Here is a 17,598-nt window from a genome sequence, read left to right on the forward strand (position 1 = left end):
GATCGGTCGGCGAGAACCGTGCCGCCGTCGCCGCCCCGCCACGAGCCCCGGCCGGGTCCGGTCCCTCCCTCGCGCGAGGGAGGCGGGAGGCCTCGCGCGAGGGCTCCCCGCGAGCGCCCGGGACCGCCACGATGAGGCGTGTCGTCGTTCCCGGGCACCTCGCACAGCCGGCCGTGGTGGGCCGGTACCCGCCTCGACGCCTGGCTCGCCGCCGGGCTGGTCGTGCTGTCGCTCTCCTCGGCCCTGGCCATGCCGGCCGGGCCTCCCTACCGGCCGGTGGACGGGTGGACCTTGCTGCTCGCCACCCTCGGGCCCGCCGCGCTGGTCTGGCGGCAGACCGCACCGCTGCTCACGCTGGCCGTGGCCGGCGGGACCGTGGTGGTCAACGCCGCCGTCGGCGGCGCGATCGGGTTCCTCGAGTGGCCGGCCTGGATCGCGCTGTTCACCTGCTTCGACGTGGGCGACCGGCGGGTCCGGACGGCGGCCGGCGCGCTCACGGCCGTGGCGATCGCCGGCTACGTGGCCTTCGACCGGGGCGACCCGGTCGGGGCGCTGCCGGGCATCGTCATCCACTTCCTGATCGCCATGGTGATCGGCGACCTGTCCAGCCGCCGGGCCCGGGCGGCGGCGACGGAGGCGCGGCGGGCGGCGGAGAGCCGCCAGCAGGCGCTCGCCGCGGAGCGGTTGCTGCACCAGGAGCGCAGCCGGCTGGCCCGCGAGCTGCACGACTCGCTCGGCCACACGGTGAACGTCATGGTGCTGCAGGCCGGGGTCGGCCGGCGGGTGTTCGCCGACAACCCCGCGTTCGCGCGCGAGGCGCTGCTCTCGATCGAGACCGTCGGCCGGGCCGCGCTCGAGGAGCTCAACCGGTTGCTGCGGGTGCTGCAGCCCGACGAACGCGGGGCGCCGGACCCGTTCTCCCCGACGGCCACCGACCTCGAGCAGCTGGTCGAGCGGGTGCGGACGACCGGGCGGGACGTGGAGTTGCGGGCGGACGTCGGCGCGCTGCCGGAGGGCACCGCGCGGGCGGTCTACCGGATCGTGCAGGAGGCGCTGACCAACGCCGTCCGGCACACCCCCGCGGGAGGGATCCGCGTCGAGGTGGAACGGCGGGACGGCGACGTGCGGCTCGAGGTGACCAACGACTGCGCGCCACCTCCCGAGCCGGTGCCCGGGCACGGGCTGGTCAACATGCGCGAGCGGGCACGGCTGGAGGGCGGCGTGCTGGAGGCCGGCCCGGTCGAAGGCGGGTTCCGGGTGCGGGCGGTGCTGCCCGTGAGCGCGGCGGTGGTCCCGTGATCCGGGTGCTGCTCGCCGACGACGACGTCCTGGTCCGCAGCGGGCTGCGCGCGCTCCTCGACGCCGAGGAGGACCTGACGGTGGTGGGGGAGGCCGCCGACGGGCGCGAGGCGGTCGAGCGGGCGCGGTCGCTGCGGCCCGACGTCGTCCTCATGGACGTGCGGATGCCGCGGCTGGACGGGGTGCGCGCTACCCGGGAGATCGTGGCGTGGCCGACCCGGCCGCGCGTGCTCGTGCTCACCACGTTCGACCTCGACGAGGTCGTCGACGACGCGCTGGACGCCGGCGCCGACGGCTTCCTGCTCAAGCGGGCGACCCCGGAGCAGCTGATCGACGGCATCCGCACCGTGGTCGCCGGCGAGGCGCTGGTCGCGCCCGCGGTGACCCGGCGGCTGCTGGCCGCCTACGCGAGCCGCCGGCCGCCGGACCGCGAGCGGCTGCGGCTGGCGGCGCACCTGACCGAGCGCGAGGCGGAGATCCTGCGCGCGCTGGCCGAGGGGCTGTCCAACGCCGAGATCGCGAGCCGGGTGTTCCTCGCGCCCGAGACGGTGAAGACGCACGTCAAGGCGATCCTCGGCAAGCTCGGTGTCCGGGACCGGACCCAGGCGGTGGTCTGGGCCTACCGCACCGGCTTCGTCGGCGCCGACGAGCCGCGATCGAGGTGATCTGCGTAACCCTCGGGCGTCTCGCGCGTTGTTACCGGTGAGTATCCCCGGTCCCGAGGAGAAGCCCGTGCGTCGTCTCGCCACCTGCGTCCTGGCCGCTGCCGCCGTCGTCACCGGCGTGGTCGTCGCGCCCACCGCCTCGGCCGGCACCACCCAGCCGCTGGACTACGTCGCCCTCGGCGACTCCTACAGCGCCGCGTCCGGCGTGCTGCCGCCGGACCCGACCGCCGCCCCGCAGTGCCTGCGCTCGACGAGCAACTACCCGCACGTCATCGCGGCGGCCACCGGCGCCCAGCTCACCGACGTCACCTGCGGTGGCGCGGACACCGGCGACTACGCCGGCGCGCAGTACCAGGGCGTGCCGCCGCAGCTCGACGCGCTGCACCCCGGCACCCAGCTGGTCACGATGACCATCGGCGGGAACGACAGCAACGTCTTCATCAGCTCGATCCTCGAGTGCGGCACCCTCGGCGCCAGCACGCTGGGCCAGGGCAGCCCCTGCAAGGACCGCTACGGCTCCTCGTTCGAGGACACCATCAACACCACCACCTACCCGGCGCTGGTGCAGGCGCTGCAGGCGGTCCGGGACCGCGCGCCGGACGCGCAGGTCGCGATCCTCGGCTACCCCTGGATCCTCCCGGCCACCGGCGGCTGCTTCGACAAGATGCCGGTCGCGGAGGGCGACGTCCCCTACCTGCGCGGGGTGCAGGCGACGCTCAACGACGCCGTCCGCCGCGCCGCCGCGGCCACCGGCGCGACCTACGTCGACATGAACCAGGTGTCCGAGGGGCACGACGCCTGCCAGGCGATCGGCGTCCGCTGGATCGAGCCGGTGCTGCAGGGCACCAACCCCGTGATCGTGCACCCGAACGCGCTCGGCGAGTCCCAGATGGCGGCGCAGACGATGGCGGTGCTCGGCCTGAGCTGACGGCTCGCAGGACGTCGCCAGGATTGTTGACAATCTGACCGACGGCGGACGAAGCTGTTCCCCGGACGAAGGGGAACAGCGTTGATCATCGACTGCCATGGCCACTACACCACGGCGCCCGCCGCGCACACGGCCTGGCGGGAGAAGCAGGTGGCCGCGTGGGAGGCCGGGACCGCTCCCGAGCCGTATCCGGTGATCAGCGACGACGAGATCCGCGAGACGATCGAGGCCAGCCAGCTGCGGCTGATGGACGAGCGCGGCATCGACGTCACCGTCTTCTCCCCGCGCGCCTCGGCGATGGCCCACCACGTCGGCGACGCCGCGGTCAGCCTGGAGTGGGCGCGCCGCTGCAACGACCTCATCCACCGGGTGACCACGCTGTTCCCCGAGCGGTTCATCGGCGTGGCCCAGCTGCCGCAGTCGCCGGGCGCGCCCATCGAGGGCTCGATCGCCGAGCTGCGCCGCTGCGTCGAGGAGCTGGGCTTCGTCGGGGTCAACCTGAACCCCGACCCCAGCGGCGGCCACTTCACCTCGCCGCCGCTGACCGACAAGACCTGGTACCCCTTCTACGAGGCGATGGTCGAGCTCGACGTCCCGGCGATGGTGCACGTGTCGTCGTCGGCGACCAAGGTCTTCCACGCGACCGGCGCCTACTACATCAACGCCGACACGACCGCGTTCATGCAGCTGGTGCAGGGCAACCTGTTCGGCGACCTGCCCGAGCTGCGCCTGGTCATCCCGCACGGCGGGGGAGCGGTGCCCTACCACTGGGGCCGCTACCGGGGCCTGGCCGACATGCTCGAGCAGCCGGCGGTCGAGACCAACGTGATGGGCAACGTCTACTTCGACACCTGCGTCTACCACCAGCCCGGCATCGACCTGCTGCTCGACGTCATCGACACGAAGAACATCCTGTTCGGCTCGGAGATGGTCGGCGCCGTCCGCGGGATCGACCCGCGGACCGGTCACCACTTCGACGACACCCGCCGCTACGTCGAGGCGTCCTCCCTGGACGACGAGGCGCGCGCCGCCGTCTTCGAGGGCAACGTCCGCCGGGTCTACCCGCGGCTGGACCGCATCCTGCGCAGCCAGGGCCGCTGATGGAGGGCACTCCCGACCGGTCCGTGGCCGAGGAGCGGCTGCGCACCGCCATCACCGACGGCGACCTGGCCCCCGGCGCCCGCCTGGTCGAGGCCGACCTGGTCGAGCTGTTCGGGGTCAGCCGCGGCACCGTCCGGCTGGCCATCGACGCGCTCGTCGCGGAGGGCCTGGTCGAGCGGATCCCCAACCGGGGTGCCCGCGTCCGGGTCGTGACGACCGAGGAAGCCGTCGCGATCACCGAGGCGCGGATGGCGCTGGAGTCGCTGATCGCCCGCAAGGCGGCCCAGCGGGCGACCGACGACGACGTCGACCGGCTGCGCGCGCAGGTCGAGCTGATGCGCGGCGCGGTGGGGGCCGGCGACCTGCTCAAGTACTCGGCGCTCATCTCGCAGCTGCACGGCCAGATCCGCGACCTCGCCGACCAGCCGGTCGCCAAGGGGCTGGTCGACCGGCTGCAGGCCCAGCTCGTCCGCCACCAGTTCCGGCTCTCGCTGCGCCCCGGCCGGCCGCAGGTCAGCCTGCGCGGGCTCACCGCCATCGTCGACGCCATCGCCGACCGCGACCCCGACCGGGCCGAGGCCGCGGCCGCCCAGCACTTCCGCGGCGTCATCGCCGCGCTGTCCGAACCGAACCCCGGAGGTCCCGCATGAGGAACGTCGTCGTCACCGATCCGCCGCGCGCCGACGTCGGCGACGCCGAGACCCTGGGCGGGTTCGGCACGGCCACGGTGCACGAGGCGCTGGGCCGGGTCGGCTACCTCGGCCCGGAGTTCCGCCCGGCGTGGGCCGGCGCGCGGATCGGCGGCACCGCCGTCACGGCGCTGTGCTGGCCGGGGGACAACCTGATGATCCACGTGGCCGTGGAGCAGTGCCGGCCCGGCGACGTCCTGGTCGTGGCGACCAACTCCCCGTCGACCGACGGGCTGTTCGGCGAGCTGTTCGCCACCGCGCTGGCCCGCCGCGGCGTGCGCGGCGTCGTGCTCGGGTGCGGCGTGCGCGACGTCGCCGAGCTGCGCGAGATGGGCTTCCCGGCCTGGTCGCGGGCGGTCAGCGCGCAGGGCTCGGTCAAGGCCACCGCCGGCGCGGTGAACGTGCCGGTCGTCCTCGGCGGGCAGACCATCCACCCCGGCGACGTGGTCGTGGCCGACGACGACGGCGTCATGGTCGTCCCGCGCGCCGACGTGCCGCGGGCGCTGACCGCCTCGCAGGCCCGCATCGACAAGGAGGCGGCCAGCCGCGCGGCCTTCGCCGACGGCGAGCTGGGCCTGGACCGCTACGGCCTCCGGGACAAGCTGCCGGAGTTCGGCATCGAGTACGTCTCCTACGACAAGTGGGTGGCCGAATGACCTACGACGACACCGGCGTCCGCTGCACGATGCTGCGCGGCGGGACGTCGCGCGGGCTGTACTTCGAGCCGCAGGACCTGCCCGCCGACCCGGCCGAGCGCGACGACCTGCTGCTGCGGCTGATGGGCACCCCCGACCCGCGGCAGATCGACGGCCTCGGCGGGTCCACGACGCTGACCAGCAAGGTCGCCGTCGTCTCGCGGTCCGACGACCCGGAGATCGACGTCGACTACCTGTTCCTGCAGCTCGGCGTCGATCAGGCGACGGTCAGCGACCGGCAGAACTGCGGCAACATCCTCGCCGGGGTCGGCCCGTTCGCCGTCGAACGCGGGCTGGTCCCGGCCGGGGACGGCGAGACGAGCGTGCGGATCCGGATGGTGAACTCCGACAGCGTCGCCGTCGCCACGTTCCCGACCCCCGGCGGCCGGGTGGAGTACCGCGGCGACGTGGAGATCGCCGGCGTCCCCGGCACCGCCGCGCCCGTCGTGCTCGACTTCGCCGACACCGAGGGCTCCGCGACCGGGGCCCTCCTGCCCACCGGGCACGTGCGCGACACCGTCGAGGGCGTCGAGGTCACCTGCGTCGACAACGGCATGCCGGTCGTGCTCGCGATGGCCTCGTCGTTCGGCCTGACCGGGTACGAGTCGCACGAGGAGCTCGCCGCCGACGCCGACCTGCTGGCGCGGGTCGACGCCTTCCGGCGCAAGGCCGCGGAGCTCATGGGGCTCGGCGACGTCTCGGCCGCCAGCGTGCCGAAGACGGTGCTGCTCGCGCCGGCCCGCGACGGCGGCCAGGTCTGCACCCGCTCCTTCATCCCCGTGCAGCCGCACACCTCGATCGGCGTCCTCGGCGCGGTCAGCGTGGTCACCGGCATGCTCGTCCCGGGCGCCGTCGGGCACGAGCTGACCGAGGACTGGCCCGAGGGCACCTCGCGGGTCGACGTCGAGCACCCCACCGGGCACCTGCTGGTGGACGTCGAGGTCGACCCCTCGGTCACGCCGCCGCGCGTCGTCCGCTCCGGCGTCGTCCGCACCGCCCGCAAGCTCTTCGACGGGACCGCCTTTCCCCGGGCCTGACCAGAAGACTCATAGGCGGCGCACAGCCGAACCCCGTCCCGCCGTCCAGGTTCGGCACCGATGGTTGAGCATGTGACCACCGTTGCCGCGCCGCGCTCGCCGGCCCTCCCGCGAAGCGCCCCCGACACGACCCGCGCCCGGCTCGACGCCGCCGTCCGCTCCGGCGGGCTCGTCGCGCTGTGGGCGAGCCTGCTGCTCGTCACCTACTGGTGGGCGACCGGCGGCGGTTTCCAGGACCTCGCCGGGTGGGCGACCGGCCTGACCTCGACCGGCCGGCTCACCGGCCTGCTGTCGGCCGACCTGGTGCTGGTGCAGGTGCTGCTCATGGCCCGGCTGCCGGTGCTCGAGCACGCCTTCGGGCAGGACCGGCTGGCCCGGATGCACCGGCTCGTCGGCTTCACCTCGTTCACCCTGATGGTCGCCCACATCGGCCTGATCACCTGGGGTTACGCCGCCGGCCAGCTGACCCGGACCCCGGCCGAGCTGTGGGACCTGACGGTGAACTACCCGGGCATGCTGCTGGCCGTCGCCGGCACCGCCTGCCTGGTCATGGTCGTCGTCACGAGCGTCAAGGCCGCCCGTCGGAAGCTGCGCTACGAGTCGTGGCACCTGCTGCACCTCTACGCCTACCTCGGCGTCGGCCTGGCCCTGCCGCACCAGCTGTGGACCGGCCAGGACTTCGTCTCCTCGACCGGGCGCCAGGTCTTCTGGTGGGGACTGTGGATCGCCGCCGCCGGCTCGGTGCTGGTCTGGCGGGTGGCGCTGCCGCTGTGGCGCAGCGCGCGGTACGGCATCCGGGTCACCTCGGTCGTGCCCGAGGGGGACGGCGTCCTGTCGGTGTACATGACCGCCCGCCGCGGCGCCCGCATGCCGGTCGAGGCCGGGCAGTTCCTCACCTTCCGGTTCCTGGCCGGCAGCGGCTGGACCCGCGCGCACCCGTACTCGCTGTCGGCGGCGCCGGACGGGCGCAGCCTGCGGATCACGGTCAAGCTCGTCGGCGACGGCAGCGCCGCGCTCCGCCACCTGCGCGCCGGCACCCGGGTGCTCGTCGAGGGGCCGTACGGACGGCTCTCCGACCGGGCCCGCACCCGCCGCAAGGTGGCGTTCATCGGCGCCGGCGTCGGCGTCACCCCGCTGCGCGCGCTCGCCGAGGCGATGGACTACGCACCCGGCGACGCCGTCCTGCTCTACCGGTTCACCGGCTCGCCGCTGTTCGCCCGCGAGCTCCAGGTGCTCGCCGCCGAGCGCGGGCTCGACCAGGTGCTGCTGCCCGGGCACCGGCGCTCGCCCGGCTCGTGGCTCGGCGCCGGCATCGGCCCCGCCGACGACCTGACCGCCCTCCTCCACTGGGTGCCCGACCTCGCCGAGCGCGACGTCTACGTGTGCGGCCCCGAGGCGTGGGCCGAGGACGTCCGCCGCACCACCGAGGCCGCAGGCCTGCCCGCAGACCGCTTCCACGTCGAGAGCTTTGGCTGGTAATCCCCGATGAGACGCATCGTCCTCTGGTGCATGAGCACGCTGACCGCGCTCGTGCTGCTGTTCGGCTACCACACGTCCACGTCGTCGACCCAGGCCGCCGCGGGCGGCCAGTCCTCGGCGGTCGCGCCGGTGCAGGGCAGCACGTCGTCCTCCGACTCGTCGTCCTCCGACTCGTCGTCGTCCGGTGCGACGTCCGGGACGTCGACGGCGTCGAGCACCGTCACCGGCTCGGTCGCTTCCACCCGCTGGGGTCCGGTCCAGGTCGAGCTGACCGTGGCGAACGGCTCGATCACCGACGTCTCGGTGCTCCAGTACCCGAGCGGCAACGGCAGGGACCAGCAGATCAACGCCCGCGCGCTGCCGGTGCTGATCCAGGAGACTCTGGACGCGCAGAACGCCAAGATCGACATGGTCAGCGGCGCGACGGTGACCAGCGAGGGCTACCTCGAGTCGCTGCAGAGCGCGCTGGACAAGGCGGGCCTGTCGTGAACGCCGTCCTCCCCGACACCGCCCGCTACGTCGAGCACGTGATGGGCATGCCGATCAGCCTCGCGCTGCGCGGCCGGCACACCGACGACGCCGCGGCCCGCGCCGCCTGGGCGGAGGTGATGATCTCGCTGCGCGAGGTCGACCGGGTCTTCAGCACGTACCGGGCCGACTCCTACGTCTCCCTGCTCAACGCCGGCGAGCTGGAGCTGGAGGACTGCCCGGTCGAGGTGGCCGAGGTGCTGGCGCTGGGCGACCTCGCCCGCATCGGCTCGGGCGGCGCGTTCGACATCCGCCGTCCCGGCCCGGACGGCGAGCGGGTGCTCGACCCGAGCGGCGTGGTCAAGGGCTGGGCGGTCGAGCGCGCGGCGCGCGTGCTGGCCGACCTCGCCGACACCGACCACTGCCTGTCGGCCGGCGGCGACCTGACCTGCCTGACCGTCGACCCCGACGGCCGGCCGTGGCGGGTCGGCGTCGAGGACCCCGCCGATCCCCGGCGCATCCTCGCGGTCGTCCCGGTGTTCAGCGGCGCGGTCGCCACCTCCGGCACCGCGCACCGCGGGCAGCACCTCGTCGACGCCCGGACCGGCCTCCCGCCGGTCGGCGTCGCCTCGGTCACCGTGATCGCCGGGTCGCTGACCTGGGCCGACATCGACGCGACCGCCGCCTACGCGCAGGGTCGCGACGCGGCCCGCTGGCTGGAGACCCGGCCCGGCCGCTCCGGCCTCGTCGTGTGGGACGACGGGACGACGACCACCGTCGAACCGGTGCTCTGAGCGCTCAGGCGTCCGACTCGAGCAGCGCGGTGATGACGCTGCTCAGGTGCGCCCGGGCGGCGGCCTCCGCCGCGGCCGGGTCGCGGCGAGCGACGCCGTCGATGATCGCCAGGTGCTCGGGCAGCGAGACCTGCGGACGACCGGCGCGCAGCGCGAGCCGGAACTGGTGGCGCACGATCTGGCCGTTGAGCCGGTCCAGCAGGTTGGAGGCGACCGGCTGCGCGGAGTACTCGCGCACCAGGCGGTGCAGCTCGCGGTTGAGCGCCGAGTACTTCATCGGGTCGCCGCCGGCGACGGCGTCCTGCATCTGCTCGCCCAGCCCGGTGAGGACGGCGATCTGCTCGTCGGTCGCCCGCTCGGCGGCCTTGGCCGCGCACAGCCCCTCGAGGACCATGCGGCACTCGGTGATCGCGACGGCCTCGGGCACCGAGACCACCCGCACGCGGGCGCCGCGGTTGGGGATCCGCTCGACCAGGCCGTCGGCGGTCAGGTCGATCAGCGCCGCGCGCACGCTGGCCCGCGAGACGCCGTACAGCTCGGCCAGCTCGGCCTCGACCAGCCGCTGCCCGGGGGCCAGGTCACCGTTGAACAGCGCCGTCCGCAGGGCCGCCACGGCCTTGCGGGTCGCCGCGGCGCCCTCGCGGGGGTCGGTCTCCTCCGCGCGCAGGTCCTCGCTCACCCGTGGCTTCCTCCTCGACGGTGGGACTGCCAGGCTTCGGGATGCGAGCTCGATCGTCAACGATGTTCGCGACGTGCTCGCCCCAGCGGGGGACCCGCCGGCCCGAGCTCAGCGCGGCCCGAGGACGTGTCGCTCGAACCAGTCGTTGCGGAAGGCGCCGCGCGGGTCCAGCCGCTGGACCAGGTCGACGAAGGCGCCGTACCGCTCGTACAGCGGCGCGATCTGCTCGGCCGGGGCGAGGAAGAGCTTGCCCCAGTGCGGTCGAGCGCCCAGCCGCGCGAGCGCCGGCTCGAGGTCGGCCAGCACCTCCTCCACCGCGGCCGGCTCGCGCTTCCAGGTGAAGTGGACGCCGACCGAGTCGCGGCCGTAGGCGGTGCTCATCCAGAGGTCGTCGGCGGCGATCGTGCGGATCTCGCACACCTGCAGGAGGGGCGCGATCCGCTCGGCGCGCTGCCGGACGGCGTCGACGGCGGCGAGCGCGTGCTCGCGGGGGAGCAGGTACTCCGACTGGATCTCCTCCCCGGCGCTCGGGGTGAAGCCCATGCGGAAGTGCGGGAGCCGGTCCGACCAGGGCCCCGGCCGGCCCAGCTGCGGGGTGCACGGCGTGGGGTCCAGGCCGAGGATCGGGTGCCGGTCGACGGTGGCCGGCCGCGCGTCGAACAGCGACTCGGGCGCGGCCTCGTGCGAGCGGGACTTCACCCACACCTGGTCGACGGCGTCGCGCAGGGTGGTGAAGACGCTGACGCTGTAGCCGGCCGACACGATCTCCTCGAAGTGCCAGGCCAGCGCCTGCCAGGACAGCCCCTCGAACACCGTCTGCCGCACGTCGTAGGCGGGCTGGACGTCGAGGGTCAGCCGGGTCACCGCGCCCAGCGCTCCCAGGTTGACGACGGCGCCGGGGAAGTCGGCGTCCCCGCGGGCCAGCCGGCGCAGCTGCCCGTCGGAGGTGACCAGCTCCATCGCCGCGACCGCGGTGGCCAGGTTGCCGTTGCCCACGCCGGAGCCGTGCGTCGCGGTGGCGACGGCGCCGGCGACCGAGATGTGCGGCAGCGAGGCGAGATTGGCCAGCGCCACCCCCTCGTCGTTGAGCACCTCGGCCAGCTCGCCGTACTTCATCCCCGCGCCGAAGGAGACGGTGCCGGCGTCCCGGTCGACGACGACGTCGGCCGGCAGCGCCTCGGTGGTCCGCAGCGACTCCAGGCTGACGAGCTCGGCGGAGTCGGCGATGTCGGTGAACGAGTGCCGCGAGCCGAGCACGCGCACGCGGGGCGCCGCGGCGACGATCTCCTGCAGCTCGGGCAGCGACCTCGGCCGGTGCAGCGTCGCCGCCCGGTACGTGTACGTGCCCGCCCAGGTCCCGCCCGCCTCGCCCACGGGCCCATCCTGCCAAGGTGGAGGGGCACGCACCCGCTGTCGAGGAGGAACCCATGACGCTGCCCGCCGCCGACGAGCTCCAGAGCGCGGCCGAGAAGGCCCTGGGCCGGTGCGGCGTCGACCTCCAGGCCGGCGAGCACGACGTCGTCTCGCCGGTGAACGGGCGGCCCCTGGCCTCCCTGCGCTGGCAGGACGCCGGGGACGTCGAGGCCGCCGTGGCCCGCGCCGGCGAGGCGTTCCGCACCTGGCGGACCGTGCCCGCCCCCGTCCGCGGCGGCCTGGTGCGCCGCTTCGGCGAGCTCTTGCGCGAGCACAAGGACGACCTCGCCACCCTGGTCAGCCTCGAGGTCGGCAAGATCACCTCCGAGGCCCGTGGCGAGGTCCAGGAGATGATCGACATCTGCGAGTTCGCCGTCGGGCTGTCACGGCAGCTCTACGGCCGCACGATCAGCTCCGAACGGCCCGGCCACCGGCTGATGGAGACCTGGCACCCGCTCGGCGTGGTCGGGGTGATCAGCGCGTTCAACTTCCCGGTCGCCGTGTGGTCGTGGAACACCGCGATCGCGCTGGTCTGCGGCGACCCCGTCGTCTGGAAGCCGTCGGAGCTCGCGCCGCTGTCGGCGCTGGCCGCCGCGGCGCTGCTGGACCGGGCCATCGCCGAGCAGGGCGCGCCCGAGGGGCTCAGCCAGGTGCTCGTCGGCGGCCCGGACGTCGGCGAGGCGCTGGTCGGCTCCCGCGGGATCGCGCTGCTGTCGGCCACCGGCTCGACGCGGATGGGCCGGGCGGTGGGCCCGCGGGTGGCCGACCGGTTCGGCCGCTCGCTGCTGGAGCTCGGTGGCAACAACGCCGCCGTCGTCACCCCGTCGGCCGACCTCGATCTCACCACTCGCGGGATCGTGTTCAGCGCCGCCGGGACGGCGGGGCAGCGGTGCACGACCATGCGCCGGGTGATCGTGCACGCCGACGTGGTCGACGAGGTCACCGAGCGGGTGGCCGCGGCGTACGGGCGGTTGCCGATCGGCTCGCCGGTGCAGGAGGGCACGCTGGTCGGCCCGCTCATCGGCGGCCGGGCGTACGACGCGATGCAGGCAGCGCTGGAGGAGGCCCGGGCGCAGGGCGGCGAGGTCGTGGTCGGCGGCGGACGGCGGTTCGCCGACGAGGCCCCCGACGCCTACTACGTGGAGCCCGCCGTCGTCCGGATGCCGGCGCAGACCGACGTCGTCCGGCGCGAGACGTTCGCACCGATCCTGTACGTGCTGCCCTACCGCACCCTCGACGAGGCGATCGCCCTGAACAACGACGTGCCGCAGGGTCTGTCGTCGAGCATCTTCACCGGCGACCAGGCCGAGGCCGAGCGGTTCCTCGCCGCCGACGGCTCCGACTGCGGCATCGTCAACGTCAACATCGGGACGTCGGGGGCGGAGATCGGCGGCGCCTTCGGCGGGGAGAAGGAGACCGGCGGCGGCCGGGAGTCCGGCTCGGACGCGTGGAAGAGCTACATGCGCCGCGCGACCAACACGATCAACTACTCCGGCGAGCTGCCGCTGGCGCAGGGCGTGACGTTCACCGTCTGAGGGTCAGTGGCTCTCCAGCCGGCCGCGCTGCGCGAGCACGAACAGCAGGCCCATCGAGGGGACCACGAGCAGCAGCGCCACCACCGCCACGATCGTGAGCGCCCAGAGGGTCGACGTCGGGGCGGCGGCGGCCGTGATCCTCAGGTGCGTGCCGAGCAGGAAGGGGTACTGGGCGACCCCCCAGCCGGCGATGATCGCGGCCACGGCGGTGACGGCGAGCCCCTGCAGCACGCGGGGCGCGGCGCGGCGGAGAAGCACGACCGACGCCAGTCCGCACAGTGCCGAGAGCAGCACCAGCGGCAGGCCGCGGCCGAGCAGGTCGTCGAACAGCCGCGGTGAGTCGGCGTGCAGGACGGCGATGCCGGCGAGCGCGACGACGCCGGTGACGACCGCCGCGACCAGGGCCCGCCGGCGGAACCAGGTCTCCAGCCCCGGCTCGTCGCGGCGGCGTGCCTCCGCGGTGAGGAACACCGCCGCGGTGAAGGCGCACGCCAGCACGGCGAGCACACCACCCAGCAGCGACGTCGGGTTCACCCAGCTGGTCACGCCGTCGCCGTGGCCGGCGGTGGGCACGCGACCCGAGGCGATGCCGCCGGCGACGGTGCCGAGGAAGAACGGCGTGACCACCGACGACGCGGCGAAGGCCGCGCCGGTGACCCGCTGCTGGTCGGTGCGCACCATGACCTTGCGGAACGCGAAGCCCGCACCACGCATCACGATGCCGAGGGCGGCGAGGCCGAGCGGGACGTAGAGGGTCGTCGTGATCGCGGCGAAGGCCGGGGAGAACGCCGTCCAGAGCATGACCAGCACGAAGATCAGCCAGACGTGGTTGGCCTCCCACACCGGCGCCAGCGACTCGTCGACCAGGTGCCGCGGCCGCCGGCCGGCCTCGGCGCCACCGGCGGTGAGGTCCCAGAAGCCGGCGCCGAAGTCGGCGCCGCCGAGCACGGCGTAGACCAGCACGCCGACGAAGAGGACGACCGCCGCGAAGGTGCTCACGTGCCGGCCGCCTCGCGGGCGCGCGAGGGGCCGTAGGGGACGTCGCCGTCCTCCTCCACCTGCGCGCGCCACCGGCGGCGCAACAGCCGCAGTGCGACGAACGTGCCGTAGCCGACCGCGACGTACAGCGCCAGGGTGGCGCCGAAGAACAGCCAGACGTCGCCCGAGGTCGTCACCGCGTCGCGGGTGAGCAGGTAGCCGACGACCGTCCACGGCTGCCGGCCGACCTCGGTGACGATCCAGCCGCATTCCAGCGCGGCGATCGCCGCGACCCCGGACACCGCGGTGCAGCGCAGGAACCAGCGGCCGGTGGGGACAGCGCGGCGGCGCCAGGCGGCGACGGCGAACCAGATCGAGAGCGCGAGCAGCGCGAACCCGATGCCCACCATGATCTGGAAGCACCAGTGCACGAGCGTGATCAGGTGGTCGGGCGGCCGCAGCTCCGGCGGGATGGCGTCGAGTCCCCGGATGCGGGTGCCCGGGCTGAAGCCGGACAGCAGCGAGGCGCCGTTCGGGAGATCGATGCCGAAGCGCACCCGGCCGTGCTCGTAGACGCCCAGCAGCGTCTCGGGCACGTGGGTGCTCGTCCTCGGCACCATCTCGATCGCGGCGAACTTGGCCGGCTCGTTCTGGAAGACCGCCCGGGCCGCCACGTCGCCCACGAAGATCTGCACCGGCGTGGCGATCGCCGCGACCGTGAACGGGATGGCCAGGCCGAGGCGGTGCAGCCGGTCGTTCCGTCGGCGGAGCAGGCCGACCGCGTAGACGCCGGCCACCGTGAAGCCGGCGATCATGTAGGCGGCCAGCAGCATGTGCAGGGCTTCGTACCAGAAGGCGCCGTTGAAGATCACGCCCAGCGGGCGGACGTCGACGACGCGGCCGTCGCGCAGCGTGAAGCCCGCGGGCTGGTTCATCCAGCCGTTGGCCGCGACGACCGACAGCGTGCCGCCGATGCCGGCCAGCGGCACCGGGACGCCGGTCCAGAAGTGCGGCCACGGGCGCATGCGGTCCCAGCCGTAGATGTAGATCGCGACGAAGATCGCCTCGAGGAAGAAGAACAGCCCCTCGACCGCGAACGGGATCCCGAAGGCCGCGCCGAAGCGGCCCATCAGCCCCGGCCAGAGCAGCCCGAGCTCGAACGAGAGCACGGTGCCCGACACCGCTCCCACGGCGAACAGCACGGCCGAGACCTGCGACCACCGGCGGGCGAGCACCAGCGCCTGCTGGTCGCCGTGGCGCAGCCCGCGCCAGTTCGCGATGAGCATCAGGAAGGTGAACGCGACGCCGAACGGCACCAGGATGATGTGGAAGCCCAGGGTGAACGCCATCTGCTCGCGGGCGGGCAGCAGCTGCGAAGGGTCACCCGCAGCGGCGAGCAGCTCCCCGGCCGCCCGGGGGAGCAGGTCCGGCACGGCTCCAGCGTGCGCCCGGTCTCCCCGCCGCACACTCCCGCCGGCACCGTCGGAGCACGACTGGTCCGGTCGCTCGGTCGCTGACAGGCTGGGGCGATGATCTTCATCACCGCGAAGTTCCGGGTCCGCCCCGAGGACGCCGACGCCTGGCCGTCGATCAGCAAGTCGTTCACCGAGGCGACCCGCGCGGAGCCCGGCTGCCTGTGGTTCGACTGGTCGCGCAGCCTGGACGACCCGAACGAGTACGTGCTGGTCGAGGCGTTCCGGGACGGCGACGCGGGCGCCGCGCACGTGCAGTCCGACCACTTCAAGGCCGCGCAGCGCGAGCTGCCGCCGCACCTGGCCGAGACGCCGCGGATCGTCAACTTCACGGTTCCGCAGGACGACTGGTCGGAGCTGGGGGAGATGCGGGTCTGACCCAGGGAGATCGACGGGCGCGAGGGCGGCGCGGCGGCGGCTAGCGTCGCCGGCGTCGTTCTTCCGCGCACGGGGGCCTTCTGGAGGGTTTCCGCATGTCCGAAGCGAACGTTGTCGCCCCCACCACCCCCACCGTCGTCCTCGTGCACGGCGCCTTCGCCGACAGCTCGTCGTGGAACGGCGTGGTGGAGGGCCTGCAGGCCGCCGGGATCCCGGTGACGACGGTCCCGAACCCGCTGCGCGGCATCTCCATCGATGCCGCCTACGTGGCCAGCGCGCTGGCGCAGGTACCGGGACCGGTGCTGGCGGTCGGGCACTCCTACGGTGGGGCGATCATCACCAACGCGGCGCTGCACGCGGGCAACGTCGTCGGGTTGGTCTACGTCGCCGCCTTCGCACCGGACCAGGGCGAGAAGCTCTTCGACATCGAGGCCGGCTCGACCGACAGCGTGCTCAACTCGGCGCTGGTGCAGCGGACCTACCCGACGGGGGAGGGCGACGCGACGCAGGTCGAGGTCGGGATCGACCCGGAGAAGTTCCACGACGCGTTCGCCGCCGACCTGCCGCACGCGCAGACCGCGGTCATGGCCGCGACGCAGCGCCCGGCCTCACTTCTCGGGTTCGTCGAGCCGACCGGGACGCCGGCCTGGCGCAGCCTGCCGTCGTGGGCCGTCGTGGCCACCGGCGACAAGGCGGCCGGCAGCGACGTCGTCCGGTCGATGGCCCAGCGGGCGGGGGCGACGATCACCGAGGTCGAGGGATCACACGTGATCATGATCTCGAAGCCGCAGGTCGTGATCGACGTGATCCGGCAGGCGCTGACCGCGGTGAGCTCGGCGGCTCCGACGCCGTCCGGCGCATTGAGCTGATGACCGGTCCCGCGCCGGCGCTGGAGCGGACCGAAGTCCAGCGCGGTGCGCTGTCCGTCGCGGGACGGGAGGTCGTGCAGCTGCTGATCCGCATCCCGGCCGGAGAGGGGTCGGGTCGGCACACGCACCCCGGCGAGGAGGTCGGTTACGTCCTCGCCGGGAGCGTCGAGGTGCGGGTCGAGGGCGACCCGCCTCGGGTGCTGCAGGCCGGCGACGGCTTCGTCGTCCCGCCGCGGACGCCGCACGAGGCGCGCGCCGCCGGGCCCGGGACGGCGGAGCTGCTCAGCACCTACCTGGTGGCCACGGGCGAGCCGATCTCGACGCCGGTCGGCTGACCCGCGGTCGCGGGACGGGTGGCGTAGCGCTGCATCATCGCGGCCATGTCGACCGGGTCGAACCGGCCGTCGGGGCCGGGCCGGAGCCTGGCGAGCTCCCGGAAGTACTCGACGTAGTCGGCCGGCGTGATCGTGCAGAGCAGCAGGGCCGGGGCGTCGGAATCGGCGTTGGCGAAGGTGTGCGGCGCCCCGATCGGCGCGACGACGAGCCGGCCCGGGGTGGCCACGAACGAGTCGCTGCCGGTGGTGAAGCGGACGGCGCCGGAGAGGACGAACCAGGTCTCGTCGTTGCGCTGGTGCACGTGCTGCGGCGGGCCGACCCAGCCGGGGACCAGCGAGCACTCGACGATCCCGATCCGGCCGGCGGTCGTCGTCCCGTCCTCGAGCAGCCGGAAGGTGTTGCCGGCGGCGGTGAAGGTCTCGACCTCCGCCGGGCTCATCACGACGGTCACGACCGGGCACCTTCGTGGACGATCTCGTAGAGCGCCGGAGTCGTGGGGAACGCCCGCCACTCCGGGTCGCTGACCAGCCGGCGGAACTCCTCGCCGTGCGCATTGCGCCAGTCCTCCGCCGTCGCCCACTCGACGTAGTTGACGAAGCGGAAGCGGGCGTCGGGCGACAGCGACCGGTGCAGCTGGTGGCCGAGGTAGCCGCGCTGCGCGCTCATGTGGGCGTTGACCACGCCGAACAGGGCGAGGAAGTCGTCGTCCCGGCCGTCCGGGACCTCGAAGCAGTTGATGAAGCGGACCACCGAGTCCTCCTACGTTTGTTGCACTTGTGTGCA

General features: G+C 73.9%; 20 protein-coding genes. 14 read left to right on the forward strand and 6 right to left on the reverse strand.

The genetic code is table 11. From position 1 onward, the window contains the following. Window positions 1-138: 138 nt before the first annotated feature. The 10 genes from GGQ55_RS28535 to GGQ55_RS18095 all read left to right on the forward strand — a co-directional run bounded on the left by GGQ55_RS28535 (window position 139) and on the right by GGQ55_RS18095 (window position 9,155). On the forward strand, window positions 139-1,299 hold the full coding sequence (locus tag GGQ55_RS28535; RefSeq protein WP_218859329.1) for a sensor histidine kinase: 1,161 nt from the start codon (window positions 139-141) through the stop codon (window positions 1,297-1,299). Then, window positions 1,296-1,964 (forward strand): response regulator, encoded by a 669-nt coding sequence (locus tag GGQ55_RS18055; RefSeq protein WP_179719066.1) that lies wholly within the window; start codon window positions 1,296-1,298, stop codon window positions 1,962-1,964. The genes GGQ55_RS28535 and GGQ55_RS18055 overlap by 4 nt, the downstream gene beginning before the upstream one ends. Window positions 1,965-2,031: 67 nt before the next feature. Then, complete coding sequence (locus GGQ55_RS18060) at window positions 2,032-2,892, forward strand: SGNH/GDSL hydrolase family protein (protein WP_179719068.1); 861 nt, start codon at window positions 2,032-2,034, stop codon at window positions 2,890-2,892. Between the two features lie 81 nt (window positions 2,893-2,973). Next, complete coding sequence (locus tag GGQ55_RS18065; RefSeq protein ID WP_179719070.1) at window positions 2,974-3,993, forward strand: amidohydrolase family protein; 1,020 nt, start codon at window positions 2,974-2,976, stop codon at window positions 3,991-3,993. Continuing rightward, window positions 3,993-4,643: a GntR family transcriptional regulator gene (locus GGQ55_RS18070; RefSeq protein WP_179719072.1), complete on the forward strand. Its 651-nt coding sequence runs from the start codon at window positions 3,993-3,995 to the stop codon at window positions 4,641-4,643. The genes GGQ55_RS18065 and GGQ55_RS18070 overlap by 1 nt, the downstream gene beginning before the upstream one ends. Then, on the forward strand, window positions 4,640-5,338 hold the full coding sequence (locus GGQ55_RS18075) for a 4-carboxy-4-hydroxy-2-oxoadipate aldolase/oxaloacetate decarboxylase (RefSeq protein WP_179719074.1): 699 nt from the start codon (window positions 4,640-4,642) through the stop codon (window positions 5,336-5,338). The genes GGQ55_RS18070 and GGQ55_RS18075 overlap by 4 nt, the downstream gene beginning before the upstream one ends. Then, a complete protein-coding gene (locus tag GGQ55_RS18080; RefSeq protein ID WP_179719076.1) occupies window positions 5,335-6,414 on the forward strand; it encodes a 4-oxalomesaconate tautomerase in 1,080 nt (359 codons plus the stop codon). The genes GGQ55_RS18075 and GGQ55_RS18080 overlap by 4 nt, the downstream gene beginning before the upstream one ends. A gap of 72 nt (window positions 6,415-6,486) precedes the next feature. Then, window positions 6,487-7,893: a ferredoxin reductase family protein gene (locus tag GGQ55_RS18085; protein ID WP_218859331.1), complete on the forward strand. Its 1,407-nt coding sequence runs from the start codon at window positions 6,487-6,489 to the stop codon at window positions 7,891-7,893. 30 nt (window positions 7,894-7,923) lie between these two features. Beyond that, window positions 7,924-8,382, forward strand: a complete 459-nt coding sequence (locus GGQ55_RS18090) for an FMN-binding protein (RefSeq protein ID WP_218859332.1) — start codon at window positions 7,924-7,926, stop codon at window positions 8,380-8,382. After that, window positions 8,379-9,155 carry an FAD:protein FMN transferase gene (locus GGQ55_RS18095; RefSeq protein WP_218859333.1) on the forward strand — a complete coding sequence of 259 codons (777 nt, stop codon included), beginning with the start codon at window positions 8,379-8,381 and terminating at the stop codon, window positions 9,153-9,155. The genes GGQ55_RS18090 and GGQ55_RS18095 overlap by 4 nt, the downstream gene beginning before the upstream one ends. Window positions 9,156-9,159: 4 nt before the next feature. Here GGQ55_RS18095 and GGQ55_RS18100 read toward each other — a convergent pair whose 3' ends face one another. Together GGQ55_RS18100 and GGQ55_RS18105 are read right to left on the reverse strand one after the other, a co-directional pair. Then, on the reverse strand, window positions 9,160-9,834 hold the full coding sequence (locus GGQ55_RS18100) for a GntR family transcriptional regulator (RefSeq protein WP_366489641.1): 675 nt from the start codon (window positions 9,832-9,834) through the stop codon (window positions 9,160-9,162). Between the two features lie 108 nt (window positions 9,835-9,942). Next, window positions 9,943-11,208, reverse strand: a complete 1,266-nt coding sequence (locus tag GGQ55_RS18105) for a D-arabinono-1,4-lactone oxidase (protein ID WP_179719082.1) — start codon at window positions 11,206-11,208, stop codon at window positions 9,943-9,945. A 53-nt stretch (window positions 11,209-11,261) separates the two neighbouring features. Here GGQ55_RS18105 and amaB point away from each other — a divergent pair, with 53 nt between their 5' ends. Then, the gene (gene amaB, locus GGQ55_RS18110) at window positions 11,262-12,782 is read left to right on the forward strand and encodes an L-piperidine-6-carboxylate dehydrogenase (RefSeq protein ID WP_179719084.1); all 1,521 of its coding nucleotides are present in this window, start codon (window positions 11,262-11,264) and stop codon (window positions 12,780-12,782) included. Window positions 12,783-12,785: 3 nt separating this feature from the next. Here amaB and GGQ55_RS18115 read toward each other — a convergent pair whose 3' ends face one another. Then, the gene (locus GGQ55_RS18115) at window positions 12,786-13,781 is read right to left on the reverse strand and encodes a cytochrome d ubiquinol oxidase subunit II (protein ID WP_179719085.1); all 996 of its coding nucleotides are present in this window, start codon (window positions 13,779-13,781) and stop codon (window positions 12,786-12,788) included. Next, window positions 13,778-15,193 (reverse strand): cytochrome ubiquinol oxidase subunit I, encoded by a 1,416-nt coding sequence (locus tag GGQ55_RS18120; RefSeq protein ID WP_218859334.1) that lies wholly within the window; start codon window positions 15,191-15,193, stop codon window positions 13,778-13,780. The genes GGQ55_RS18115 and GGQ55_RS18120 overlap by 4 nt, the downstream gene beginning before the upstream one ends. A gap of 96 nt (window positions 15,194-15,289) precedes the next feature. On the opposite strand from GGQ55_RS18120, the gene GGQ55_RS18125 reads away from it, so the two are divergent. The 3 genes from GGQ55_RS18125 to GGQ55_RS18135 all read left to right on the forward strand — a co-directional run bounded on the left by GGQ55_RS18125 (window position 15,290) and on the right by GGQ55_RS18135 (window position 16,814). Continuing rightward, on the forward strand, window positions 15,290-15,610 hold the full coding sequence (locus tag GGQ55_RS18125) for a putative quinol monooxygenase (protein WP_179719087.1): 321 nt from the start codon (window positions 15,290-15,292) through the stop codon (window positions 15,608-15,610). Window positions 15,611-15,705: 95 nt separating this feature from the next. Continuing rightward, window positions 15,706-16,479, forward strand: coding sequence for an alpha/beta fold hydrolase (locus GGQ55_RS18130; protein ID WP_179719089.1), 774 nt, complete (start codon window positions 15,706-15,708; stop codon window positions 16,477-16,479). Continuing rightward, window positions 16,479-16,814: a cupin domain-containing protein gene (locus GGQ55_RS18135; protein WP_179719091.1), complete on the forward strand. Its 336-nt coding sequence runs from the start codon at window positions 16,479-16,481 to the stop codon at window positions 16,812-16,814. The genes GGQ55_RS18130 and GGQ55_RS18135 overlap by 1 nt, the downstream gene beginning before the upstream one ends. Here GGQ55_RS18135 and GGQ55_RS18140 read toward each other — a convergent pair. Together GGQ55_RS18140 and GGQ55_RS18145 are read right to left on the reverse strand one after the other, a co-directional pair. Continuing rightward, complete coding sequence (locus tag GGQ55_RS18140; RefSeq protein WP_179719093.1) at window positions 16,769-17,266, reverse strand: cupin domain-containing protein; 498 nt, start codon at window positions 17,264-17,266, stop codon at window positions 16,769-16,771. The genes GGQ55_RS18135 and GGQ55_RS18140 overlap by 46 nt on opposite strands. Beyond that, the gene (locus GGQ55_RS18145; RefSeq protein ID WP_179719095.1) at window positions 17,263-17,565 is read right to left on the reverse strand and encodes an antibiotic biosynthesis monooxygenase family protein; all 303 of its coding nucleotides are present in this window, start codon (window positions 17,563-17,565) and stop codon (window positions 17,263-17,265) included. Before GGQ55_RS18145 ends, GGQ55_RS18140 begins: the two co-directional genes overlap by 4 nt. Window positions 17,566-17,598 lie beyond the last annotated feature (33 nt).

The sequence above is a fragment of the Petropleomorpha daqingensis genome (assembly GCF_013408985.1).
Classification (GTDB): Bacteria; Actinomycetota; Actinomycetes; order Mycobacteriales; family Geodermatophilaceae; genus Petropleomorpha; species Petropleomorpha daqingensis.

What these genes read in the sequence shown, in the direction of transcription:
- GGQ55_RS18070 (WP_179719072.1), top strand. Translation starts at nt 3,993, where the DNA reads ATGGAGGGCACTCCCGACCGGTCCGTGGCCGAGGAGCGGCTGCGCACC.
- GGQ55_RS18075 (WP_179719074.1), top strand. Translation starts at nt 4,640, where the DNA reads ATGAGGAACGTCGTCGTCACCGATCCGCCGCGCGCCGACGTCGGCGAC.
- GGQ55_RS18080 (WP_179719076.1), top strand. Translation starts at nt 5,335, where the DNA reads ATGACCTACGACGACACCGGCGTCCGCTGCACGATGCTGCGCGGCGGG.
- GGQ55_RS18090 (WP_218859332.1), top strand. Translation starts at nt 7,924, where the DNA reads ATGAGCACGCTGACCGCGCTCGTGCTGCTGTTCGGCTACCACACGTCC.
- amaB (WP_179719084.1), top strand. Translation starts at nt 11,262, where the DNA reads ATGACGCTGCCCGCCGCCGACGAGCTCCAGAGCGCGGCCGAGAAGGCC.
- GGQ55_RS18125 (WP_179719087.1), top strand. Translation starts at nt 15,290, where the DNA reads ATGATCTTCATCACCGCGAAGTTCCGGGTCCGCCCCGAGGACGCCGAC.
- GGQ55_RS18130 (WP_179719089.1), top strand. Translation starts at nt 15,706, where the DNA reads ATGTCCGAAGCGAACGTTGTCGCCCCCACCACCCCCACCGTCGTCCTC.
- GGQ55_RS18135 (WP_179719091.1), top strand. Translation starts at nt 16,479, where the DNA reads ATGACCGGTCCCGCGCCGGCGCTGGAGCGGACCGAAGTCCAGCGCGGT.